The 23,516-nt window shown below is 45.4% G+C and carries 17 protein-coding genes; 14 read left to right on the forward strand and 3 right to left on the reverse strand.

The features are described 5' to 3' along the window. Positions 1-795 precede the first annotated feature (795 nt). The 10 genes from IE165_RS10035 (at position 796) to IE165_RS10080 (ending at position 16,155) form a co-directional block, all read left to right on the forward strand. Entirely contained in the window at positions 796-2,733 is a 1,938-nt protein-coding gene (locus IE165_RS10035) for a polysaccharide biosynthesis protein (protein ID WP_189626492.1), read from the forward strand. Positions 2,734-3,230: 497 nt separating this feature from the next. Then, positions 3,231-6,374, forward strand: coding sequence for a SusC/RagA family TonB-linked outer membrane protein (locus IE165_RS10040; RefSeq protein WP_189626493.1), 3,144 nt, complete (start codon positions 3,231-3,233; stop codon positions 6,372-6,374). A 36-nt stretch (positions 6,375-6,410) separates the two neighbouring features. After that, complete coding sequence (locus tag IE165_RS10045; protein ID WP_229826499.1) at positions 6,411-8,231, forward strand: RagB/SusD family nutrient uptake outer membrane protein; 1,821 nt, start codon at positions 6,411-6,413, stop codon at positions 8,229-8,231. Positions 8,232-8,267: 36 nt separating this feature from the next. Further along, on the forward strand, positions 8,268-9,233 hold the full coding sequence (locus tag IE165_RS10050; protein ID WP_189626494.1) for a BT_3987 domain-containing protein: 966 nt from the start codon (positions 8,268-8,270) through the stop codon (positions 9,231-9,233). 237 nt (positions 9,234-9,470) lie between these two features. Next, on the forward strand, positions 9,471-10,319 hold the full coding sequence (locus tag IE165_RS10055) for a 4-hydroxy-3-methylbut-2-enyl diphosphate reductase (RefSeq protein ID WP_189626495.1): 849 nt from the start codon (positions 9,471-9,473) through the stop codon (positions 10,317-10,319). A 69-nt stretch (positions 10,320-10,388) separates the two neighbouring features. Beyond that, on the forward strand, positions 10,389-11,414 hold the full coding sequence (hemH, locus tag IE165_RS10060) for a ferrochelatase (protein WP_189626496.1): 1,026 nt from the start codon (positions 10,389-10,391) through the stop codon (positions 11,412-11,414). A gap of 10 nt (positions 11,415-11,424) precedes the next feature. Continuing rightward, entirely contained in the window at positions 11,425-12,708 is a 1,284-nt protein-coding gene (locus IE165_RS10065) for a metallophosphoesterase (RefSeq protein WP_189626497.1), read from the forward strand. A gap of 89 nt (positions 12,709-12,797) precedes the next feature. After that, positions 12,798-13,838 (forward strand): UDP-glucose--hexose-1-phosphate uridylyltransferase, encoded by a 1,041-nt coding sequence (locus tag IE165_RS10070; RefSeq protein ID WP_189626498.1) that lies wholly within the window; start codon positions 12,798-12,800, stop codon positions 13,836-13,838. A gap of 1 nt (position 13,839) precedes the next feature. Continuing rightward, positions 13,840-14,997 (forward strand): galactokinase, encoded by a 1,158-nt coding sequence (galK, locus tag IE165_RS10075; RefSeq protein WP_189626499.1) that lies wholly within the window; start codon positions 13,840-13,842, stop codon positions 14,995-14,997. 15 nt (positions 14,998-15,012) lie between these two features. Then, the gene (locus IE165_RS10080) at positions 15,013-16,155 is read left to right on the forward strand and encodes an aldose epimerase family protein (RefSeq protein ID WP_229826500.1); all 1,143 of its coding nucleotides are present in this window, start codon (positions 15,013-15,015) and stop codon (positions 16,153-16,155) included. 660 nt (positions 16,156-16,815) lie between these two features. Here the strand turns inward: IE165_RS10080 and IE165_RS18565 are convergent. Further along, positions 16,816-17,088: a PLP-dependent transferase gene (locus tag IE165_RS18565; RefSeq protein WP_189626734.1), complete on the reverse strand. Its 273-nt coding sequence runs from the start codon at positions 17,086-17,088 to the stop codon at positions 16,816-16,818. Positions 17,089-17,181: 93 nt separating this feature from the next. Here IE165_RS18565 and IE165_RS10090 point away from each other — a divergent pair, with 93 nt between their 5' ends. After that, positions 17,182-17,712, forward strand: a complete 531-nt coding sequence (locus IE165_RS10090) for a DUF2975 domain-containing protein (RefSeq protein ID WP_189626500.1) — start codon at positions 17,182-17,184, stop codon at positions 17,710-17,712. A gap of 1 nt (position 17,713) precedes the next feature. After that, complete coding sequence (locus IE165_RS10095; protein ID WP_189626501.1) at positions 17,714-17,938, forward strand: helix-turn-helix domain-containing protein; 225 nt, start codon at positions 17,714-17,716, stop codon at positions 17,936-17,938. Positions 17,939-18,005: 67 nt separating this feature from the next. Here IE165_RS10095 and mfd read toward each other — a convergent pair whose 3' ends face one another. Together mfd and IE165_RS10105 are read right to left on the reverse strand one after the other, a co-directional pair. Then, positions 18,006-21,341 (reverse strand): transcription-repair coupling factor, encoded by a 3,336-nt coding sequence (mfd, locus tag IE165_RS10100; RefSeq protein ID WP_189626502.1) that lies wholly within the window; start codon positions 21,339-21,341, stop codon positions 18,006-18,008. Between the two features lie 152 nt (positions 21,342-21,493). Continuing rightward, positions 21,494-22,039: a hypothetical protein gene (locus IE165_RS10105; RefSeq protein WP_189626503.1), complete on the reverse strand. Its 546-nt coding sequence runs from the start codon at positions 22,037-22,039 to the stop codon at positions 21,494-21,496. Between the two features lie 118 nt (positions 22,040-22,157). Between IE165_RS10105 and IE165_RS10110 the strand changes: the two genes are divergently transcribed. Together IE165_RS10110 and IE165_RS10115 are read left to right on the forward strand one after the other, a co-directional pair. After that, a complete protein-coding gene (locus IE165_RS10110) occupies positions 22,158-23,072 on the forward strand; it encodes a helix-turn-helix domain-containing protein (RefSeq protein ID WP_229826501.1) in 915 nt (304 codons plus the stop codon). 1 nt (position 23,073) lies between these two features. Beyond that, the gene (locus IE165_RS10115; RefSeq protein WP_189626504.1) at positions 23,074-23,508 is read left to right on the forward strand and encodes a DUF983 domain-containing protein; all 435 of its coding nucleotides are present in this window, start codon (positions 23,074-23,076) and stop codon (positions 23,506-23,508) included. Positions 23,509-23,516: the final 8 nt, after the last annotated feature.

The following is a 23,516-nucleotide window of genomic DNA, read 5'->3' on the forward strand; positions in this document are numbered from 1 at the left end:
TCAAGGAGACAAAGGCTTTTGATCACTTTTGGCCTTCAAAAGTGATGCCCTGCCGCGGCGAGCGGCGGAAGGTTTTGTGGGAAGGAAAGAATCCGGCTAGCACGAGCGGCAGAAGCGGTTGTGGGAAGGGAAGCTTTCAAAGGGTTGAATGAGAATGCTTGACTTTGGTAAAAAACAAGTTAACACATCGCTATTTCCAAACGAATTTTAGCAGATCTTAGTGCAAAAAAAAAGGCTTTCAAACGGGGAGAATGAAAGCCTTTGCTAACCAATTATAAACCTAAATTATGATAGTGCAAATCTATGAACTAATTTTAGAACAGCAAAACCGATTTAGTAATATTTTTGTGATAACCTACACGGATAGCTATGCAGATTTTGGGGTAATAAATAAAAATGAGTTTTCTGGGAATTAAGTCTTTAGCGTTGCTTTAAAGCTATTTTATGAGGAAATATGCGGTAATAAGTTTTAGAATTTTCTTTTTCGGTATAGTTATTGCAGTTGGCATGATGCGGTTATCTTTTTAGCCGCACAACGAGAATGGAAAAATTGATAAATCGTTACACCCGTGCATCGTTTGCAGAACGTAATCTGTGGGCGTTTTCTGCATTGACTATTGTAGTCATTTTGCAGCTTTTTGCACTTATTGTTATTAACCCTTAGTTACTTGCCGCATCCCTTATTTCAAGAAAAATCTTCTTAGTCTGCTGGGCGTTAAATCCGATTAAGAAGCTGTTGAGTACCGTAGGGGAAGCTGTCATGTAGTAGTTGTTTTGAGGAAAAATCGGCAAGATATGAAGCTGAATTTATTGCGAAGGAAGTTGCGGAAAGATAATCCCCGTTGGGTCATCCTATTGGTGGATTTACTTATTGTGTCGGTGTGTTATCTCGTCTCGCATTACATCGTCAATAGCTTCAAAGGCAGTTTCGATCCCTTGGCAATGAGCAAAAAAAGCGTTTTGATCCTCACCGTGTATGCGGGGTCATTTTTGTATATGCGCACCTACCGGGATATTGTGCGGCACACCGGATTAAGTGAAGCGATCCGGATCTTTAAGACGGTATGGTTAGCTTGTATGCTCCTCTTTGTGTTTTCTTTTGCTGTTCGGCAGGCTTTTGCAGCTAATACGGTCGTCAGCGCATACATGAGACAGTCCTATGCACTCATCTTCACGCATGGTTTTTTTACCATGGTGATGCTTGTTGCCGCTCGCGTGGTTTACAGGCAGCTGTACGAAATATTGTTTTTTACCAAAAGAAAAAGTCGGCATTTACTGATCTTTGGCGCCTCTCGGCCCGGTCTGGTGGCCTATGCGATGCTGAATGATGATATTCGGGCGAAGAATAAGGTGGTGGCTTTCGTAGAAGATAAAGCAAATAAGGTGGGTAAAAATTCGCGAGGCATCCGCATATTGGATATCTCGGATATCGACGAAGAATATGTACGTAGACATGACATCGACGAGGTGATCATTGCGGTAGAGAACAATGACCCTGAACGTTTGGCCCGCGTGACCGATCACTTTCAGCAATTAAATCTGGAGTTGAAGATCATGCAGCCCGGCCGATCGCTTTTGAATGGGGGAGGGAAGCGGCAAATTCGAAAATTAAAGATCGAGGATTTGTTGGGCAGAAAGCCTATCCGGTTGAACAATCCTATTGTGGAAGAGGAACTGCAGGGCAGGGTCATTATCGTCACGGGTGCTGCAGGATCTATCGGCAGTGAATTGGCGCGTCAAATCGCCCGCGTTCATTATAAAAAGCTGATCCTGCTGGATCAGGCAGAATCGCCTTTGTATGATCTGCAACAAACCATGCACCTGCAATTTCCAGAAGAGGCTGCATTCATTGTGGGCGATGTACGGGATCGCGTTTTCATGACACGGTTGTTCGAAAAATACCGTCCAGAAATTATTTTTCATGCCGCAGCTTACAAACATGTACCGCTCATGGAAGCAAATCCGTATGAAGCTGTTTGGACGAACGTGTATGGTAGCCGGATTATGGCCGACCTAGCTATGCAATTTCATGCGTATAAATTTGTGATGATCTCTACTGATAAGGCCGTTAACCCCACCAATGTGATGGGAGCCACTAAACGGGCTGCCGAAATCTATGTGAACTCCTGTAATGCGCGTAGCAAAACTAGCTTTATCATCACCCGCTTTGGCAATGTGCTGGGATCTAATGGCTCGGTGATACCGCTTTTTGAAAAGCAAATGGAACGAGGAGGCCCGCTTACACTCACCCATCCCGATATCACGCGTTATTTCATGACCATTCCCGAGGCATGCCAGCTGGTACTGGAAGCCGGGACGATGGGGCATGGTGGAGAGATATTTGTTTTTGATATGGGCAAATCCGTGAAGATCATGGATCTGGCAAAACGTATGATCAAATTGAAAGGCTATCGTTATCCGCAGGATATAGATATTAAAATTGTCGGTTTACGTCCGGGCGAAAAGATCTATGAAGAACTATTGGCCAATAATGAAAATACGGTGAATACACATCATCCAAAAATTATGATCGCAAAGGTATGTACCGAAAATTTGCTGGCGAAACGTCATCAAATTGAAGTGCTATGTACCTACGTGCAGCAGGAGCACAGCTCGGTGGAGGATACCGGACGAGAAGTGGTTCGACAGCTGAAGCATATTGTGCCAGAGTTTATCTCCCAAAATTCTGTGTTTGGTGAGCTCGATACAACAGACAAGACGTTGGTGTCCTAAGGCCTGAACCCTACCTTCTTAGCTTATTACGTTCTTCTAAGAGCAGCAGTGTTTTGCTGGTTCACTTTTTGACGCTTGGCCACATTTTCCCTAATCGCTCCTTTGTCTTGCTGGCCATTTCCACAAGTCATCTTGTGTTTTATTGTCTTTAATGCTCTTTTTCACCCTGTCGGCAGATAGCAAGTAGGTCGTGTTCAGCTATTCGCACTTGCTGGTTTGCGCTGGGTATACCACGTAATCACTTCCGTTTTAAGACACCAAAATGCTACACGTATGCAGACCACTGTATGCTTTCACACTGTTTGTAATCGATTGATTTATTGGTTTTTTAAGTTGTGCTAGGGATGCTGTTTTTTGAAATATGCATATTGCTTAACAAAGTGTTAACAATCCGTTAGGAAGTCATTAACAAGATCGGCTTAAATATCTTGCTAATTTCACTAACCGAATCTAACTGATATTTTAACATTAAGCTAAAAAAGCAATTACTAAAAGTTATGGAAAAAGTCAAGTTGCGATCCATTCGCAAAAACCTTTTAGTTTGTTTTTTCTTTTTCAGTTGTCTGCTAGCGTCCGCACAGAGCGAACGTACATTAACGATAACTGGTAAGGTACAGAACAACCTAAATCAACCATTAATCGGTGTATCGATTACCAATCTAACCAACCAACAAACCGTTTCTACCGATGCATTAGGGATGTATGCTATCGTTGCCAACCAAGGTGATAGTTTGCAATACCGATATGTGGGTTACAAATCCTTGAAGCAGCGTGTCACAACTAGCATCGAGATCAACGTTGTGCTAGAAGGCGAGGACAATTCGCTGAATGAAGTCGTTGTCGTTGGATATGGGCAACAGCGGAAGATTAATTCAGTTGGTGCGCAAGCCACGGTTAAGGTAGAGGATTTGAAACAGCCTGTGGCGAATTTGAGTGCAACTTTGGCAGGTCGTATTGCGGGGCTTGTGGGTGTTCAACGCTCTGGGTTGCCGGGCAGTAATTCCGCTGACGTATGGATTCGCGGGATTTCGACGTTCAATTCCCAAAACAGCGCCTCTCCACTAATCGTTGTCGATGGTGTACAGGGACGGGATCTGAACGCGTTCGATCCAGAAGATATAGCAAGTTTGACGATTTTAAAAGACGCTTCGTCAACCGCTGTTTATGGTGCGCAGGGTGCAAATGGTGTAATTTTGATCACGACCAAGAAGGGACGTACCGGTAAGCCTACCTTGATGTTCAATTACAACCAAGGCATGGTAAATTTTACAAAAACGCCCGAGCTGACCAATGCGGAACAATATATGCGTTTGCGAAATGAAGCGATGGTTGCTTCAGGGCTGGCGCCAGAATATAGCCAAGAATATATTGACAACACCTTGAATGGGATAGATCCTTATCTATATCCCAACGTCAATTGGATGGATGAAATCTTCAAAGGGGCATCCTACAACCGTCGGGCGAATTTTAGTGCGCGAGGAGGGTCTGAAAGCACTCAATATTATTCTTCAATAGCCTATTATGACGAGTCGAGCTTACTGAATATGGATGCCCTGCAAAACTACAAAGCAGATTCCCGTTTTAGACGGTATAATTTCACGTCGAACATCGATATGGATTGGACGAAAACGACTAAATTCTCTTTAGGTATCCAAGGTTATATCACAAATACGAATTATCCAAATGCCCAAACCGACATCACGGCCACGTCAAACAACAGCCCTGCCGGAGGTGTACAATCTATTTTCGGTCGGGTAATGCAAGCGACGCCTGTGCTTTACCCGCTCATGTATCCGGGGAATCTGGTTCCGGCTGTCAATCAGTCGTCCGATGCGCAACCCAATCCCTACGCATTGGCTACGCAAACGGGCTATATTAACAATTTTCGAAGCCAAGTCTACTCCAACGCCAGGATTAGCCAACAGCTAGATGTCGTTACAAGGGGGTTGAATGCATATGCCATGTTCTCTTTTGATACCAATAATTCGCACAGTATCGCTCGTCACCGTATGCGGAATACCTATACGATTGACCGAGCAAATCCGTATCTCGAAGATGGATCCCTCAATTTGGTTCTTCTTTCCAATGGTAGTGATGACTTAGGGTACCGAAGGACGAATAACGGAACGCGTCAGTTCTATTTCGAAGGCGGTACAAACTACAACCGGCAATTTGGAAGACATGACGTGACTGGACTATTGCTATACACACAAACGGACGAAGTAAGGGCATTTGCGTCGGATCTTACGGCCTCGCTTCCCTTCCGTACGCAGCGTATCGTCGGGCGCGCAAACTACTTATACGATGACCGTTATGCCGCCGAATTCAACTTCGCTTACGATGGGTCGGAGAACTTTGTGCCCAGTAGACGTTTTGGATTTTTCCCTTCCTTTGGTGTCGGCTGGATCCTGTCCAATGAGAAGTTTTTCGAAAACGCAAAGGAAACCTTTCAAATGGTTAAGCTGCGTTACTCAAATGGTATAACCGGCTCGGGTGGCGGAGGTCGTCGATTTGGCTTCTTAACCATTGTATCAACCGGTGCAACAGGGTATTCATTCTATGATATGTCCAGCGCTACCAATAAAGGTTATGGCGGTGTTGCGATATCGGATTATGGATATGACGTAACATGGGCAGAATCACATAAACATGATATCGGTTTGGAATTTACCACACTTAAAGGGAAGTTGAACGTCACTGTTGACTGGTTTAAGGAGAATAGAAGCGGTATATTTCTGCAGCGGGGCAGTTTGCCCAACTACTTGGGTTTGCAAAATCAGCCCTTCGGAAATCTAGGCATTATAAAAAACCAAGGATTTGATGGTACCATAGCGTTGGAAGGAGCGCAGTGGGGACAAACCACTTGGTCCTTCAACGGCACGTTTTCCTACAATAAAGATCAGGTAATCGATAATGACAATCCCACACAGCTTTATCCGTATCTAGAGCGAAGAGGCCGAAATTTTTTAGCTAATTACGGTTATGTTGCGGATGGGCTGTTCCAAAGCCAGGGCGAAATCGATAATCATGCAGATCAGTCTGAATTAGGGACACAACGCGTTGGCGATATCCGTTACAAAGATCTAAACGGTGATGGTGTCATCAATAGCTATGACCAGACCAAAATTGGAAATGGCGACGTGCCCAATTGGGTTTACGGAGCGGGCTTCAACGTAAGCTATAAAGGGTTTTATTTTGGGGCATTTTTCCAAGGCATAAACGGTGCGAACCGTGTACTGTCCGGAGATGGTATCCTGCCGTTCAACAACAGCACAGGCCCCGAACGCAGTAACTTATATGCCATGGCTGAATCGCGTTGGACCCCCGAGAACCCTTCGGAAGATGTCTTTTATCCAAGGCTGGGCTACGGTAACTCGATAAACAAAAACAATTCGGTTGCCTCTACCTGGTGGGTGAAAGATATCGACTTTCTGCGACTTAAAACCGTGGATTTAGGGTATAACCTGCGTGGTGAAAAATTGAAGACTATCGGCGTGAAATCCGCACGGATTTACGCGCAAGGAGTGAACCTCTTGTATTGGAGCAAATTCAAGCTGTGGGATCCTGAGCTAAATACCGGAAATGGATCCAGTTATCCGAATACACGGACATTCTCGCTCGGTATACAGGCAAATTTTTAGGAACGATAGCCTTAACAACTTAAAAAGAACTTCAACATGAAACTTAATATAAAAAGAAACCTACTGCTATGTGTCGCAACGGCGAGTTTGCTATCAGCGAGCTCATGTGCTGGATTCTTGGATCAAATTCCCGACAACATATTGACGACTGATGATATTTTTAAATCGAAAAATTACATTGATAACTATTTAGCACAGGTATATGCAAACTTGCCCAATGAATTGGCGCAGCGTCTGGGAGAGCAATATTCAGGACCGTGGACTGCCGGATCCGACGAGGCAAAATACAACTGGGATTTCAACTATGCCAATAACCTGAACCGCAGCACCTGGTCCACGACAGATGGTTCGGTAGCTAATTACTGGGATAACTTTTATAAGTCCATCCGCAATGCGTCAGACTTTATCGATAAGATAGACGGAGCCGTGGAAACAAGTGAGATTACGGCCGAATACAAATCGAGGTATAAAGCCGAGGCAAGGGCACTACGGGCATTGTACTATTTTTATCTTGTACGGGTGTATGGTCCGGTGCCCATCATCGAGACGGTATTGCCGCCTGATGCCCCGTTGGCTGACGTGTTAAAAGCGCGGAACACCATGGATGAATGCATTGCCTACATCACCAGCGAATTCGATTTGGCATACGCAGATTTACCCGTCACGCCGGTAAGCGCGGAATACGGGCGCATGACCAAGGGTATCGTGAAGGCTTTCAAGCAGCAAGCCCTTATGTTGAACGCGAGTCCACTTTTTAATGGCAACGCCGATTTGGCTGCATTGACCAACACCGACGGAACAGCCTTGATCAATCAAAACTACGATCAGAACAAATGGAAGTTGGCGGCCGACGCCGCGAAGGATTTCATTGATGAATTCGTGCCAACTGTGTACGATTTGTATGTAGTGGCGAATGCAGATCCGTTTATGCAAGCTTACCTCTCCACCCGCAATGTCATGTCTGCCGAGTGGAATAAGGAATGGATTTTTGCAAGGCCGAATTCGATGAACCGGTCGCAATATGACAAAACTCCAAAACATATTGGATACCCCACGGAAGTGCAGGGCGCCGGTGCGCTTGGCGTCACCCAGAAAATGGTAGATGCCTATGCCATGGCTAATGGTCTGGCAATTACGGCCAATGGGTCGGGATATGTGGGAAGTGGTTTTTCCAATTTTAAGGCACCTTTCGACAATAAAGAACGATCGACCTTTAACCCATGGACAAATCGGGAGCCTCGGTTTTATGTAGGCGTTACCTATAATAAAAGTTTTTGGTTGAACCAGGTGAGCAGCAGCAACGAAGTGGTGACTAATATGGAGCTCTCGGGAAACTCTGGTAGAAAGCAAAGTACGTCTGATGTATCACCTACCGGATATATCGTGCGTAAAAATGTGGTGGTCAACAGCAACAATAGGGGTTCTGTGCAATTTCGCCTCGCGCTCATCTTTTTAGACTATGCCGAAGCACTCAACGAGTACGAGCCCGGGAATGCACAAATCATCACGTATTTAAACCGTATCCGGACGAGGGCGGGCGTGCCAACTTATGGGGCTGCGGCCGGGCAATTGCCTATTCCGGCGTCGCAGGCCGCTATGCGCGAAGCTATTCGTAAAGAACGGCAGATAGAGCTTGCCTTCGAAAATGTACGCTATTTCGATTGTCGCCGTTGGAAAACAGCCGCATCGGAATTTGCAGGCGAAGTGTTCGGTATGAATATGTTTGCGGATGGTAATGCTTTTTATGAGAAAACGCTGATTGAGAATCGGGTATTTCGTCAACGTGATTACCTATGGCCAATACCGAATAATGAAATTTTAAAGAACAAACTTCTTGTTCAGAATCCAGGCTGGTAAATTTTATTTAGACGGTTATACTTTTAGCATAAAAAAATGAAAAAACGAATATATATAAGATACAGACAGGTGTGCGTACGTTTGCTATTTGCCACTGTCGTTCTCGCAGGCATCGCTGCCTGCACAAAAGACGTCGAGTACCAAGTGGAAAACGAAGGCACCATCTATATGGCACAAGCCTACTCGAATGTTGCAGCAGTGACCTTGTATGCCATCGATACGTTGCAAGATGTACATTTCGGGGCTTCTTATGGTGGCTTAAAATATCCGGAGTCAGATATCCCTGTTGTGTTCGAGGTTGATGCCGCCTTGATCGACAGCTATAACCAAGAATTTGGCACAAATTTCATCGCGTTTCCACAAAGCTCCTATACGATTTCTGGATTGCAGTCCACGATCCGTTCCGGACGTTCTGACTCCGATCCCTTAAAGATAGCCGTTTCGGCAAAGGAATTATCGTTGGGGGTATCGTATATGTTGCCCGTTCGGTTGGTAAGTGCGGGTTCGAGCCCAATTAATGAGGCCTTGTCCGTTTCTTATTTGCGTATCGACTCGTTGATCCGCCGAGAACGGGATGTGACCGCGCAAGGTACCATCGCTGTCAGTCATGAAAATAATGGGGGGGCAAATGCAAATGAAGGCTCGCTGAAGTTGGTGGACAATAATACCGCGACGAAATACCTCACGCAGAATTACACGTCGGGTATGTGGTTTCAGTTGACCTTCCCAACTGCGAAAGCATTGGGTGCTTATACCTTTACATCAGGGAACGATGCGGATACGCGCGATCCTAAAACTTGGCGCTTGGAGGGCTCAAATAATGGTACGGAATGGACCGTTTTGGATACCCGAACCGATCAAGTGTTTACGTCACGGACACAAACGCGTCGATTTGAGTTTGCTAATACCGACGCATATACACGCTATAGGATTGTGGTGGTTGCTAACAATGGTGCAACGCTTTTCCAAATGAGCGAATGGAGGATGATTGAGTATTATTAAATAATGCCCGTACCGTTATAGTTTTAACATAGTGTTTCTTAGCCGAATTGAATTTTTTCAATTCGGCTTTTTTATGAAATCAGCTATAGATGGATTGCTTCCCAAATAAACCGGTGCTGGCCAAACGATAATTGTATTGGATTGTTATAAGCAGGTTGGCGAGAACAGTCAATAAAGGTCCGATCTTTTTCTGTGCAGACGCCCTTTTAATGTAACATCTAATGCTTAACTTTGTATATGGCTAAAAATCTTCAAGTAACGATCGACAAGGACTCTGGCTTTTGTTTTGGGGTAGTATACGCCATCGATATGGCCGAAGAGATCCTCGCGGAGGATGGCTACCTGTATTGTTTGGGCGATATCGTGCACAACGACGAAGAGGTCGCACGGTTACGTGCCAAAGGTCTCCGTATTATTGGGCATGCGGATCTCGCTGGGCTGCGGAATGAAAAGGTCTTGATCAGGGCGCATGGCGAAGCGCCAGAGACATACAGAACCGCCTTGGAAAACAACATTACCTTGATCGATGCCTCCTGTCCCGTAGTATTGAAGTTACAAAACCGGATCAAGACATCGTACGATGATAACGAGCAGATTCTTATTTTTGGCAAGCATGGCCATGCCGAAGTTATTGGTCTGCAAGGGCAAACCAACAACGAGGCGCTGGTTTTTCAGGATCTGGATGAATTGGATCATGTAGATCTGCCGGCCTCTTTTACGCTCTACAGCCAAACCACGAAAAGTGTCGACAAATTTTATGCAATCAAAGAGGAGCTGCTCAAAAGAGGCTACGAAGTGAAGGCAAATGACACGATATGCCGGCAGGTGTCGAATCGCTATGAGGATCTCGGAGCTTTTGCGCGGCAATACGATAAGATTGTGTTTGTTTCTGGAAAGAAATCTTCCAATGGAAAAGTACTGTATGATGTATGCTTGCAGGCGAATCCGAACAGCTACTTTATATCAGATCCTGCTGAGCTAGATCAGTCGATTTTTGCCGATGATGAAACCGTAGGCATCTGTGGTGCCACCTCGACACCCATGTGGCTGATGAAGGACGTAAAACAAACGTTGGAACTGCTGTAAAACGTCATGTCAGTTTCATTTTCAAATGCCTAGCTGCGGTGGCTGTAAATAATAATTATTTTTGTAGTAATGAGTAAAAGCGCGACGAAGGGGATTCTGTTAGTGCAGCTTGGCACGCCCGATGCCCCCACCACGCCCGATGTGCGTAGATATTTGACTGAATTTCTGATGGATCCTCGGGTAATCGACATTCCTGTTGTGGGTCGTACCTTATTGGTGAAGGGGCTGATTGTTCCTCGTCGTGCACCGAAGTCTGCCGCTACCTACCGAACGATTTGGGACGAGAACACAGGATCGCCGTTGATGTACTACAGCCAACTGCAACGCGATTTGCTGCAAGAGGAGCTTGGCGAGGAATATCATGTCGAGCTGGCCATGCGTTACCAAAATCCATCCATTGCCCATGCACTGAAAAATATGGAAGCCATGATGTTGGAGTCTATTCGTGTCATTCCGCTTTTTCCACAGTATGCATCTGCAACCAGCGGATCGGTGATCGACCGGGTGATGGAAGTGATGCGCAGTTGGCAGTATTTTCCGCAGCTCTCTTTTGTGAGTAACTATTGCGACGATGAGTCGATGTGCGAAACCTTCGCCGATCACGCCAAGCGTCATGATATTGACTATTATGACCACATCCTGTTCAGCTATCACGGTTTGCCTGTACGCCAGTTAGGGAAAGTAGACCCTTCCGGTACCCTTACATGTCCCGATCGTGGGTGCGACAGCTGCCGCGTGGAAAAGAAAAGTTACTGCTACCTTTCCCAGTGTTATGCTACCACGCGTATGATAGCTTCTAAACTAGGGCTCTCTGAAGATCGCTATACACTATGCTTCCAGTCTCGATTGGGCAAGACGCCTTGGATACAGCCCTATACCTCGGATACATTACATCAATTGGCAGAAAAAGGGGTTAAAAAACTTTTGGTGTTCAGTCCGGCGTTTGTAGCCGACTGTATTGAGACCTTGGACGAAATCCAAGTGGAATACGCGAACGAATTTAAAGAACTAGGCGGAGAAGAGGTAGCGATGGTGGAAAGCCTGAATGACGATCCCAAATGGATCGCTGTATTGAAGCGCTTAGCGCAAGGATAAAATTGATACGATGTTACTATTTAATGCGATATTGCTGCTTTTTTTTGATTGCTATATTTTCTTCGCACTGCGAGCAACGAAGATAAAAACGGTTAGGAAAAAGTGGTTTCCTGTTGTGTGGTGGGGTTATTCCATCGGCTTGCTGATAAGTTTGCTGCTAGCCACAAAATTTGATCTTCCGCTTTCTTTCCGCTCTGTCGTGCTGGTGGCTTTCTTTATGACGGCCGTCTGTAAATTTATCTTCATCATTATTTTGTTGATCGATGACCTGCGTCGTGGCGGGCTATGGATTGTTCGGCTTTTTGTGCCCGCGAAAGGAAGAGCGTCCCACGCTACCGCGTCTACGATAGCCGATACGGAACCGACGACCGACGCCCCGCGAAATGGCATAAGTCGGTCGGAATTTTTAACAAAATCTGGCCTTATCGTTGCCTCCTTGCCGATATTCCCTTTGTCATGGGGCATCATTTCTGGTGGATATGATTACCGGATTCGACGCCAAAAGTTATACCTTCCTGATTTGCCAGCTTCTTTTCATGGATTGCGCATCGGACAGATTTCGGATGTACACTCCGGATCCTTCTACAATCAAAAAGCGGTAAGGGGCGGTGTAGAAATGCTGTTGGGTGAAAAGCCCGATGCCATATTCTTTACGGGAGATTTGGTGAACAACGTGGCGCCAGAGATGCGCGACTACCAAGATATTTTTAGTAAAGTAAAGGCTGATCTAGGTGTTTTTTCCGTATTGGGGAACCACGATTACGGCGATTATTACTATGGCAAGGAAGATTCGCCTGCCAAGCGCAAGAACCTAAAAGACCTGATCGATACCCATAAAGTGATGGGATGGGACCTGCTGATGGATGAACATCGGATGCTGAGCTTAGGCGGTGATCAATTGGCGATCGTGGGTGTTCAGAACTGGGGTGCTGGACATCGTTTTCCCAAGAAAGGCGACCTGAAGAAGGCCTTGCAGGGAACGGAGGAATCGGCCGTGAAATTGCTGCTATCGCACGACCCCTCGCATTGGCGAGCACAGGTGTTGAATACCGATGTCGATGTGATGTTTGCCGGACATACCCATGGAATGCAGTTTGGTGTACGTGCCGAGCATTTCCAGTGGAGCCCTGTCCAATATATCTATAAGGAGTGGGCAGGTCTGTATCAAGAACAAAAGCAACAGCTTTACGTTAACGTAGGCTATGGATTCTTGGGTTATCCCGGTCGTGTAGGGATCTTGCCCGAGATCACGATCTTTGAGTTGATCAAGGGGAATAAGCCGCCTCTCTCTTAAAAAGTATTTAATCCTTGTTTAGCCTATGTTTTTCATAGGCTTTTTTTTGAAATCTGATTTAAAAAGGAGATATTTATAAAAATCTAGCCATGCTTAATTTTTCAGAACAACCACACAAACGTAAAAACCTATTAACAGGGGAGTATATTTTAGTTTCGCCACATCGCAGCAAGCGCCCGTGGCAAGGACAGGTTGAAGACCTGGCACCTGATGATCGTCCGCAGTACGATCCCAAATGTTATTTATGTCCTGGCAATGCACGAGCCGACGGTACCGTCAACCCCGCTTACAAAGACAGTTTTGTCTTTGTTAACGATTTTTCAGCGCTACTGGAAGATACAGCTTTGGATGCCTTCAACGAGGAAGATCTACTGCAGGCAGAGACCGAACGCGGTATCTGTAAGGTCATTTCCTTTTCGCCGAGGCACGACTTGACGTTGCCTGAAATGAGTGCCGCGGAGATCAAGTCGGTGGTCGATTTGTGGCAACGCGAATTCCGGGAGCTATCGGCATACGAGTGGATCAAATACATCCAGATTTTCGAAAATAAAGGCAGTATCATGGGCTGTAGCAATCCGCATCCACATGGTCAGATATGGGCGCAAAGCTCGCTGCCGGTTGAGATACAAAAGGAAAGCGAGCAGCAGGCAATTTACTTCCGGAGTAAAGGTCGTACCCTGCTGCAAGATTATTTGGATGTTGAGTTGAGGAAAAACGAACGTATTATTGTGAACAACGATTACTTTGTGGCGCTGGTACCTTTTTGGGCAGCTTGGCCTTACGAGACCATGATCATCAGTAAGCGTGCCGTACCTTCTATCTTGGCATTTACCGAGGAAGAGAAGGAAGATCTGGCGAAAACCTTGCAGGAGTTGACCATACGCTACGATAATATCTTCAAGACATCTTTTCCTTACTCAGCGGGGATGCATCAGGCTCCAGTTAACAGTGGCGAACAGCCGGCCTGGCATTGGCACATGCACTTTTATCCACCGCTGTTGCGCTCGGCAACAGTGAAGAAATTTATGGTGGGTTACGAGATGCTGGCCAATCCACAACGTGACATCACGCCGGAACAGGCCGCGGACACCCTAAAACAACAAGCAACGGTACATTACAAAGCACAGTAACATGATTTCCAAAGAACAACTAGAACAGCGATATAAAGACGTTTTTGAAAGTAAATCTACGCATGTGGTGCGTTCGCCGGGAAGGATAAATATTATCGGTGAGCATACGGATTACAATGAAGGTTTTGTGTTGCCCACGGCCATCGACAAAGCTATCTATGTAGCGGTGGGCAAAAGAGATGATCATCTTATTCGTCTTTATGCAGAGGACTTCAAGTCCTATTTTGAGATTGCATTGGATGATATTAAGCCCATAGCAGAGGGATGGCCAAATTATATCTTGGGCGTCGTCAATCAACTGCGTGAACGCGCACTGCCCTTGGGTGGTTTTAATATGTATATCGATGGCGATGTGCCCCTAGGTGCTGGCTTGTCTTCATCGGCGGCCTTGGAATGTGCCGCGGGCTTTGCGTTGAATGTCGTATTCGACCTGCAATTGCAGCGCGTAGATATTGCCAAGATCGGGCAGTTAGCCGAGCATACCTACGCTGGCGTCAAATGTGGGATCATGGATCAGTTTGCATCGGTTATGAGCAAGGCTGGACACGTCGTTAAACTGGATTGCCGTGACCTCTCTTTTGTCTATACCCCTTTAGAACTTGGCGACTACGCCATTCTGCTGTTAAATACCAATGTCAAGCATTCACTGGCTTCATCAGCCTACAATGACCGGCGGGAATCCTGCGAGGAAGGTGTTCGCCTGGTGCAAGCGAAGTATCCGGAAGTGAACAGCCTGCGGGATGTTTCGGTGGCGATGCTGGACGAGCTTGTCAAATCCGTTGATGACGACATCTATACAAAATGCCGCTTTGTGGTGGAGGAAAATCAACGCTTGAACGATGCCTGCGCGGCGTTGGAGCGTGGCGACCTTGAGCAACTTGGACAACAGCTTTTCCGTGCGCATGAAGGGTTAAGCAAAGAATATGGAGTGAGTTGCCCGGAGTTGGATTTTTTGGTGGAATATGTACGCGAATTTCCGGAAGTACTGGGCGCAAGGATGATGGGTGGTGGTTTCGGAGGCTGTACGATCAACTTGGTTAAGAAATCTTTCCAAGATCTTCTGATCGAGCGGTTGACGCCGATATACCAGACGAAATTTGGACTGGATCTAACCGCCATTAAAGTAGTTCCCTCCAACGGAACGGAGATATTGATATAAACCTTAAAAATACCCATGATGAAAAGAACATTGCTGTTTATCGGCTTGGCAACGAGCCTTTCCTGGACGGCTTGCCAAAATCAAGCGAGCAAAACCACAACGGATAACCACGTGGCGGACAGCGCCTTCGCAGCCACGATTGATGGCCAAGAAGCCAAACTATTCACATTGCACAATAGTAAAGGCGCGAAAGCGACATTTACGAACTTTGGCGCCCGTATCGTTTCGCTTTGGGTGCCGGATAAGGATGGTAAGTTAACGGATGTCGTGCTCGGATTCAATAAGGCGACAGATTATAACAACCCGGAAGAGCCATACTATGGAACGATTGTCGGCCCATTTGGTAACCGCATTGCCAAAGGCAAATTTTCTTTGGATGGCGAAGAATACACCTTGCCTACAAACAACGGAGCGAACACCCTGCACGGTGGATTTAAAGGTGTGCATTTCGCTTCTTGGGAGGGTCGACAGGAAGGTGATAACAAGTTGACGTTTTCTTATACACTTCCTGACAAAAACGAAGGTTTTCCTGGAAATATTGCCATGACAGTAACCTATACCCTTACAGAGGACAATGCGCTGGAGATTGCATACACAGCGACAACAGATAAGAAAACGGTCGTCAATCTGACCAATCACGCCTATTTCAACCTGAATGGTGAAGGTAGTGGCACAATTTTGAACCATAGTCTGCAGATCTACGGCGATCAATATACGCCGGTGGATAGCACCCTCATCCCTACAGGAGTCATAGCCGCTGTGAAAGGCACGCCTTTTGATTTCTCGCAAGCAAAAACCATTGGTCGGGATATTGAGCAAGACGATGAACAATTGCGTTTCGGGGGCGGATACGACCATAACTTTGTGCTTCGGGGTGATAAGGTTGATCAGCTGAACCATGCAGCAACCCTAATCGGTGACAAAACAGGCATCAAGATGGATATCTATACCGAAGAACCCGGTTTGCAATTTTACAGCGGCAACTTTATGGCAGAGAAAGTGACCTTGAAGAACGGTAAAAAAGATAGCTTCAGGACAGGTCTATGCTTGGAGACGCAACATTTTCCTGATGCACCAAATCAAGCGAATTTTGCATCTACCGTTTTAGAGCCCGGCCAAACGTATACGACAAAGTCGATTTACAAATTTAGTTTGTAAGCTAAATAAGGTATAGAAGCCAAGGGGGTTGCATATACAGATGCAGCCCCCTTTTTTGCGGGGTAAGTTGTTTAACCTGTCGGGGATCCCACTGTGGAAAAATTGCGTAGTAAAGTTTTGTACGGCTCTTTTATTATAGTAGTAATATTATAGTGTTATTTATTTCTGCATCGAAAGCGCAAGTAAAAATTGCCGAAAAAGTAAGTGCAAAGCGACTTGCGATGAATCTCACACAGGAGAGGCTCGCAGAACACTCTGGCATTGCACTTCCGACATTACGCAAGTTTGAGCATAAATGATCAATCTCCTTAGAGTCATTTGTAAAGCTTTTGATGATTTTTGGAGGTCTTGAAGAAATCATCGAGGCGCTACAACTCTCTAAATCCGTTTTTGCGTCGATAGACGACGTGTTGAAAGAAGATAATACGAGTTATAATACACGGAAAAGAGGGCGGAAAAATGAATAGATAAATCAAAGAGGTAAAATTTGGATTAGATTTTGGTTTGGATAGCTTAACTGACGGTTGGGGCCGACTTCTCCTAGATCGTTTGCTGCAATCATGGAACATTGTCGATCATCGCTATAGCTTCTCGGTTATTAACCTGTCTATCTATTATTTCTGAATATGTTCGAATGCCTGCTGGAAGTCGGCGATCAGATCATCGATATCCTCTATGCCCACTGATTTCGCAACATGCCGCGGGTGATGCCGGAGGTTTGCTTTTGAGTAGCGGAATGATGGCTGCCATGCAGGTAGCGAGCACCAACGCGTCTTCCGTATTTTCCATCTTGGCTACGATTTCCGCGACTTGACTGTTCGTCGGGTTTCCATGACGATGGTAAAACTCGGGATGTTTGGTCGCTGTAGCAGCCTCAATGCACGCGGAAAGATCTGCATCAGCCAGATAGGTGGATGTTTGGAAGTTATTTATCGATTATATTTCGTTAATTTTTTAAAAAAGAATATATATTTATTGATTATCATAAAATAATTATTGATATTTGTTTTTATAAATGACGAAAATATGAAAACTATCTCCATCATTCCCGTGATTCGCGTTTTATCGTGGATCGTATTCCTTGGCCTGTGTATTAAGGCTGGGGCGGTTCTATTTACCTTTACGATCTCTTTGTACAATCCTCCCTATGCGGCAGATCTATACCAAGGACTCGATCTTTCCATACTTTATAGCGCTAGCAGATTGGATTATATCTTTTTAATGGCATTTGCCATTATCTTATCAAGTATGCAAGCCTTCATTTTTTACTTCGTGGTTTCCATTTTTGAAAAGCTCAATTTGGTTCGTCCCTTCAGTGAGGAGATTTTTTTGTTAATTTCTAAGATTAGCTATTTTTCACTTGCGACGGGCGGAATTGGATTACTAGCACATCAATTTGCGGATCAGCTTGTCAAAAATGGCCTTGTAATAGGAAAAGCTATTGATTTTTGGGAGGGTCGGGATGCTTTTTTGTTTATGGGGGGCGTGGTTCTTGTGATCGCACAGATCTTCCGTCGAGGTATAGATTTACAGGTGGAACATGATTTAACGGTTTAGGATGGGAGCAATAATTGTAAACTTGGACGTCATGATGGCCAAACGGAAAATGTCCCTTAACGAACTGTCAGAAAGGGTGGGGATTTCTCTTTCTAATCTCTCCATACTTAAAACGGGTAAAGCAAAAGCAATCCGATTTAGTACGTTGGAGATCCTTTGTGAGGTATTGGACTGCCAGCCAGGTGATATTTTGGAATTCGAAAAAGACATTTCGAAGGATAAATGAGGATGAGACAGATGGCATAATGGTGTTCTTATGCGTTCTGTCCCACCTCGCTTATTGAAGATTTTCTTCAAACCATTTTGCTCAACAAATTGAGCGCATAGTCAATGTTATTCACATTATTCAGCGCAAGGCGCAGTTGGTTTTTTACCTCTTTAAGGTTGGAGATGTGCGGATGCGCTTGCACAAATCCCAATACCCTACCAAATTGATCCGACTCGAAATAGCTTGACTTGGGGTTGTTAAGAAAATATCCCTTCAGCACATTTTTCTTATAGGATATCTTTTCAAAACCGATCTGTTTGCCCAACCACTGCAGACGCAACGTATTGAACAGTTCGAAAACAGGGGCAGGAATAGGGCCAAAGCGATCTTCCAACTCTTTTTGAAAACCTGCAAGTTGCTGGTCGTTATCAAGTTTGGCAATCTCGTTGTACAGGTTGTAGCGCTCCCCAATATTTGTCACATATTCATCGGGGATCATCACTTCCAAATCCGTGTCAATTTGAGTGAAATTGACGTATTTTCTGTTTTTATCATCCGCAAACAATTCGCTGAATTCGTCATCTTTCAATTCTTGCACGGCCTCATCCAAGATCTTGTTATACATCTCAAACCCTATTTCGGCAATAAAGCCCGATTGCTCGGCGCCCAAAAGATTTCCCGATCCGCGGATATCTAAATCGCGCATGGCTACATTAAAGCCGGAACCCAGTTCGGAGAACTCTTCTAACGCGGAAAGCCTTTTGTACGCTTCGTTCGTTAGGGTAGACAGCGGCGGGCTAAGCAGGTAGCAGAAGGCCTTTTTGTTGGAACGACCTACCCGACCGCGCATTTGGTGCAGGTCACTGAGCCCGAACATGTGCGCGTGGTTGATGATGATGGTATTGGCATTCGGTATATCTAGCCCGGCTTCGATAATGGTCGTAGCAACCAATACATCGAATTCATGGTTGATGAATTTGAGCATGACATCTTCCAAATCGTCGCCTTCCAATTGCCCGTGCGCTATTCCAACGCGTGCACCCGGCACCAATTTTTGGATCATGGCTCCCAGCTGTTTCAGGTCTGCCACGCGATTATGTATGAAAAAAACCTGTCCGTTGCGATCCAGCTCAAAAGCAACCGATTCTTGGATCAACGTTTCATTAAAGACATGGAGTTCCGTTTGCACCGGTTGGCGGTTCGGGGGAGGGGTAGAGATAATGCTCAAGTCTCGGGCTCCCATCAGGGAAAGATGTAAGGTTCGTGGAATGGGGGTTGCGGTTAGGGTCAGCGAATCGACATTCGCGCGCATCACCTTCAGTTTTTCCTTGACGGATACGCCAAACTTCTGCTCCTCATCAATGATCATCAGTCCAAGCTCTTTGAACTTCACGTCTTTACTCACTAATCGGTGTGTACCGATGATGATGTCCACCTCGCCAGCAGCGAGCTTTCTTAAGGTCTCTTTTATTTGTTTGGCAGATTTAAAGCGGTTGATGTAATCAATGTTGGCCGGAAAGCCTTTTAGCCGTTCGCTGAAGGTTCGGTAGTGCTGCAGGGCAAGGATTGTCGTAGGTACCAAGACAGCAACCTGTTTGCTATCGGCAACGGCCTTGAATGCTGCGCGGATAGCCACTTCTGTTTTACCAAAGCCTACATCGCCGCATACCAGCCGATCCATCGGATGTGGCGACTCCATATCTCGTTTGACATCGTTGGTTGCTTTTTCCTGATCGGGCGTATCTTCGTAGATGAAGGACGCTTCCAATTCATTCTGCAAGTAACTGTCGGGGCTGAATGCATTTCCGGTCTGCGCTTTCCGCTTAGCGTAAAGCTTGATCAGGTCGCGGGCAATATCTTTGACTTTCTTTTTTGTTGTTTTCTTCAGCTTATCCCAGGCGTCAGTTCCGAGCTTGTTCATTTTAGGCAGCGTACCTTCCTTCCCCGAATATTTGGAAATGCGGTTTAAGGAGTTGATGTTGACGTAGAGCAGGTCATTGTCAGCATAAACCAAGCGGATCATTTCTTGTGTTTTTCCGTTAACTTCTACCTTTTCCAGACCGGCATATTTCCCTACGCCGTGGTCAATGTGGGTGATGTAGTCGCCAGGCTTCAAGTCGCGCAGATCCTTTAAGGTAATGGCCTGCGACCGTTCGTAGCCTTTTTTACGTTTGTATTTATAATATCTGTCAAATACCTGGTGGTCGGTGTAGCACGCCAATTTAACGTTATCATCTCGGAAGCCTTCGCGCAGGCCGCGGTGTACCGGAATGAAGGTCGCCGATTTATCAATGTCTTCCAAGATGGCGAAGATGCGTTCAATCTGTTTCGTGGAGTCTGAGAAGATGAGATTGCTAATTCCCTGTTTTTCATTCTCCTTTAAATTGTGAATAAGCAAGTTAAAGTCTTTGTTGAAAGAGGGTTGTGGATGCGTATCGAACAGGATCTTGGTATCTGCTTTGTAGTAAAATTGTTTTCCAAACTCAATGTTAGGGAACTCAAAGAGCATCTCGCTGAAGGTGCGATCGTTGGTGAAGGTCACCCGGGGATCCACCCATTCACTATTTGCTTTAATATCTTTTTCCGGCAGAGCTTTCCAAAATTCAGCCGCTTTCTTATAGCCGTCTTTGAGCACATCGAGCATAAATTGAATATCCTTATGCCAAAATACCGTATCCCGATCAACATATTCCAGCAATGAAATATGGTTATTGCTCAGGAATTTCGCCTGCACATTTGGAACGATGGTTACCGTATGCATTTTGCTCACCGATAGCTGGGATTCGATATCGAAAGTACGTATGCTTTCGATATCATCGCCAAAAAACTCAATGCGGTAGGGAAGATCGTTGGAAAAAGAAAAGATATCTACAATACCACCACGTATCGCGAACTGTCCGGGCTCATAAACAAAATCGACGCGTTCAAAATCATATTCATATAGAAACTCATTGATGAAGTCGGTGCTAAGCTTGCTGTGTTCGGTTATGGCCAAGGTGTTTTTGTCGAGGTCGTCACGGTTGATGACTTTTTCGGCAATTGCTTCGGGATAGGTCACGACCATTTTCGGTAGTTCCGATGTATGGTTAAGTGCGCTCAATGTTTCGGCCCGCTGCAACACGTGTGCAGCGTCGATTTGTGTGAACTCGTATGCTTTGCGAAAAGATGCCGGGAAAAAAAGAACCTGTTTGTCCAAAATACTTTCCAGATCGCTGAGGAAATACGAGGCATCTTCATGGGTGGGAAGGACAAACACAAACGGCCTTTCCTGTAATGTATAGGCGGCCGCTGCCAGCACAGCATCGGACGAGCCGACCAACCCCTTAAGCTGTACCTTCGGATTTTTTGCCTGGATGGCCTTGACCAATGTTGTTAGCTGCTCACTTTGCGTATATTTATCGATGACCTCTTGTATGCCCACGTGCTACCTTTTTTCTTTTTTTGCGAATTTACAAAAATAATCAGTGCCAAGCAGTTTGCAAGGGGAAACATTGTCGATCGACCTATAAAAAGCCACCGTGGCTTTAAATTGCTTATTTCTATAGCTAGAAACATGGCGACCACGACGCGGCGCTACAGCAAACGATTGGCCAAGGCAAAATCGAGCACCTGCTGCATATCTTCGTGAAGGTCGAACTGCAGGTCTTCGTGCAGCTTGTCGAATTTGTTCGCGGTAGCTTTTATTCGTGCCTTTACATACAGGTGGAGTTTAAAGGCTGCATGTATGGCGGATGCTTCAAAAAGTGTAGGGAAGCGTTCAAAAGCTTCTTTCAACAAAAAAATGCGGCATGCTATTTCGCTAAATTTATCCTTGGTAACCTTCTCGTGTTCATTGACCAATCCGCTTGCCTGCCGCAAGAGCGACTGCAGTTCGCGGTAATTACTGTACTGCGGAATGTTTTTAATGGTATGCCTGTTCTCGGCAAAGAGATTGCGAAGGGTGTTGTTTAGCTGCTCAATCCGATCCTCAAGGTCTACTTGACTCTCCAGCAACTGAAAGTGCAGCTGCTTCATGAGCATCTTGTCCTTACTGACCAAGCGAACCAAAAGTTTATCCTTCTCTTTTTGTGGCAAGTTGAGTACTGCGTCCTTTAATTCGGGTTGTTTATGGAGACTCATGCGTAATAGCTATCAATGTAAAGGTTAAAAATAATAAGTAAATGCTGGAATCCGAAATAAGGGCTTATACAACCTGTCTTCAAAAGCATAGCCATCCTTAAAAAGTACCATTATTGGTATGAAATATACCATGGATTTCGCTGAAATGACAATACCTTTGTATATGGCTTCGAAAATACCCGTCATCGCGCAATGTACCGTCACCAACAGCCTGCAACATGGAGGCCTATTGGTGGAGGATTTGGCGGTCTACTTGGGTCGCAATAAAAACCTTGTTTTTCCGCATCGACATAATTTTTACCATTTTATTCTTTTTACTTCAGGTAGCGGAAGCCATAGTATCGATTTCGAACAGTTCGAGATCGAACCTTGGCAGATGTACTTCATGTCGCCGGGGCAGATACATACCTGGGCTTTCGATAAAGATATAGCCGGCTTTGTCATCAATTTTGATCGGGACTTTTTTAAAACGTTCCTCTTGCGACCTGAATATGTAAACAATTTTTCTTTCTTCTCGGGTTTGGTAAAAGATGAGGTATTTGTTGTGGTTGAGCAGGAGCGTGAGGCATTGCTACACATTCTTGCACGGCTCTTGGCGCATGTCGATGATTTGGATTTTGCGCGCATTTCTCTCTTGTATCTTTTCCATGTCTTGGAGAAGCAGCGTCGGCTACCCGATGTAGGAGAGAACAACCTTTACAACCATACGTTGCTGCGTAATTTTATGGATTTGATAGAGACAAACTACAGGAGGCTCCGCTTGCCGAAGGAGTATGCCGCCTTGCTGTATATCACGCCAAACCATCTTAACGCGCTAGCAAAAGAGTTTTTAGGTTTTTCTGCCGGCGAGTTGATTCGCGATCGTATTGTGCTGGAAGCGAAACGCCTGTTGGTTATTCACGACTACAGCGTGTCAGACATTGCTTATGAGCTGAACTTTAACGACAACTCCTACTTCACAAAATTCTTTAAAAAAGCTACCGGACTAACCCCAGACGAATTTCGGAAGACCATGGTCATAAAACACAAATAAAATGGAAGACAAGACAGCCTATACGATCGGAAAGTTTCAAGCTGCAAGACAATGCAGGTGCCCACGCTGTAGAACAGGAAAGATGTTTGCGGGGGGACTGATGAGTTTGAAAGGGCAAAAGATGGCAAAGTACTGTCCGCATTGCGCACTTAAATTTGAGATGGAGCCTGGCTTCTTTTACGTTTCGATGTTTGTGAGCTACGCGCTCAATGTGGCGCAATTTATTGCGGTTTGTGTGGCGACTTATGTGTTTTCCGGGCAATCCGAATCTCCGTGGCTGTATCTAGTTGTCTGTTGCTTAGCTGCTATTTTTCTCGCTGGATTTAACTTTAGATATGCTCGCGTGATCCAACTTTACTGGCTAACGCCAAATTTGGACTTTATACCAAGATACTACGGCGAAAAATATAACCGCGAGATAAAGGTGGAGGCATAGATGCTGCC

Source organism: Sphingobacterium griseoflavum (assembly GCF_014653155.1).
GTDB classification, from domain to species: domain Bacteria; phylum Bacteroidota; class Bacteroidia; order Sphingobacteriales; family Sphingobacteriaceae; genus Sphingobacterium; species Sphingobacterium griseoflavum.

What these genes read in the sequence shown, in the direction of transcription:
- IE165_RS10035 (WP_189626492.1), top strand. Translation starts at nt 796, where the DNA reads ATGAAGCTGAATTTATTGCGAAGGAAGTTGCGGAAAGATAATCCCCGT.
- IE165_RS10040 (WP_189626493.1), top strand. Translation starts at nt 3,231, where the DNA reads ATGGAAAAAGTCAAGTTGCGATCCATTCGCAAAAACCTTTTAGTTTGT.
- IE165_RS10045 (WP_229826499.1), top strand. Translation starts at nt 6,411, where the DNA reads ATGAAACTTAATATAAAAAGAAACCTACTGCTATGTGTCGCAACGGCG.
- IE165_RS10050 (WP_189626494.1), top strand. Translation starts at nt 8,268, where the DNA reads ATGAAAAAACGAATATATATAAGATACAGACAGGTGTGCGTACGTTTG.
- IE165_RS10055 (WP_189626495.1), top strand. Translation starts at nt 9,471, where the DNA reads ATGGCTAAAAATCTTCAAGTAACGATCGACAAGGACTCTGGCTTTTGT.
- hemH (WP_189626496.1), top strand. Translation starts at nt 10,389, where the DNA reads ATGAGTAAAAGCGCGACGAAGGGGATTCTGTTAGTGCAGCTTGGCACG.
- IE165_RS10065 (WP_189626497.1), top strand. Translation starts at nt 11,425, where the DNA reads ATGTTACTATTTAATGCGATATTGCTGCTTTTTTTTGATTGCTATATT.
- IE165_RS10070 (WP_189626498.1), top strand. Translation starts at nt 12,798, where the DNA reads ATGCTTAATTTTTCAGAACAACCACACAAACGTAAAAACCTATTAACA.
- galK (WP_189626499.1), top strand. Translation starts at nt 13,840, where the DNA reads ATGATTTCCAAAGAACAACTAGAACAGCGATATAAAGACGTTTTTGAA.
- IE165_RS10080 (WP_229826500.1), top strand. Translation starts at nt 15,013, where the DNA reads ATGATGAAAAGAACATTGCTGTTTATCGGCTTGGCAACGAGCCTTTCC.
- IE165_RS10090 (WP_189626500.1), top strand. Translation starts at nt 17,182, where the DNA reads ATGAAAACTATCTCCATCATTCCCGTGATTCGCGTTTTATCGTGGATC.
- IE165_RS10095 (WP_189626501.1), top strand. Translation starts at nt 17,714, where the DNA reads ATGGGAGCAATAATTGTAAACTTGGACGTCATGATGGCCAAACGGAAA.
- IE165_RS10105 (WP_189626503.1), bottom strand. Translation starts at nt 22,039, where the DNA reads ATGAGTCTCCATAAACAACCCGAATTAAAGGACGCAGTACTCAACTTG.
- IE165_RS10110 (WP_229826501.1), top strand. Translation starts at nt 22,158, where the DNA reads ATGAAATATACCATGGATTTCGCTGAAATGACAATACCTTTGTATATG.
- IE165_RS10115 (WP_189626504.1), top strand. Translation starts at nt 23,074, where the DNA reads ATGGAAGACAAGACAGCCTATACGATCGGAAAGTTTCAAGCTGCAAGA.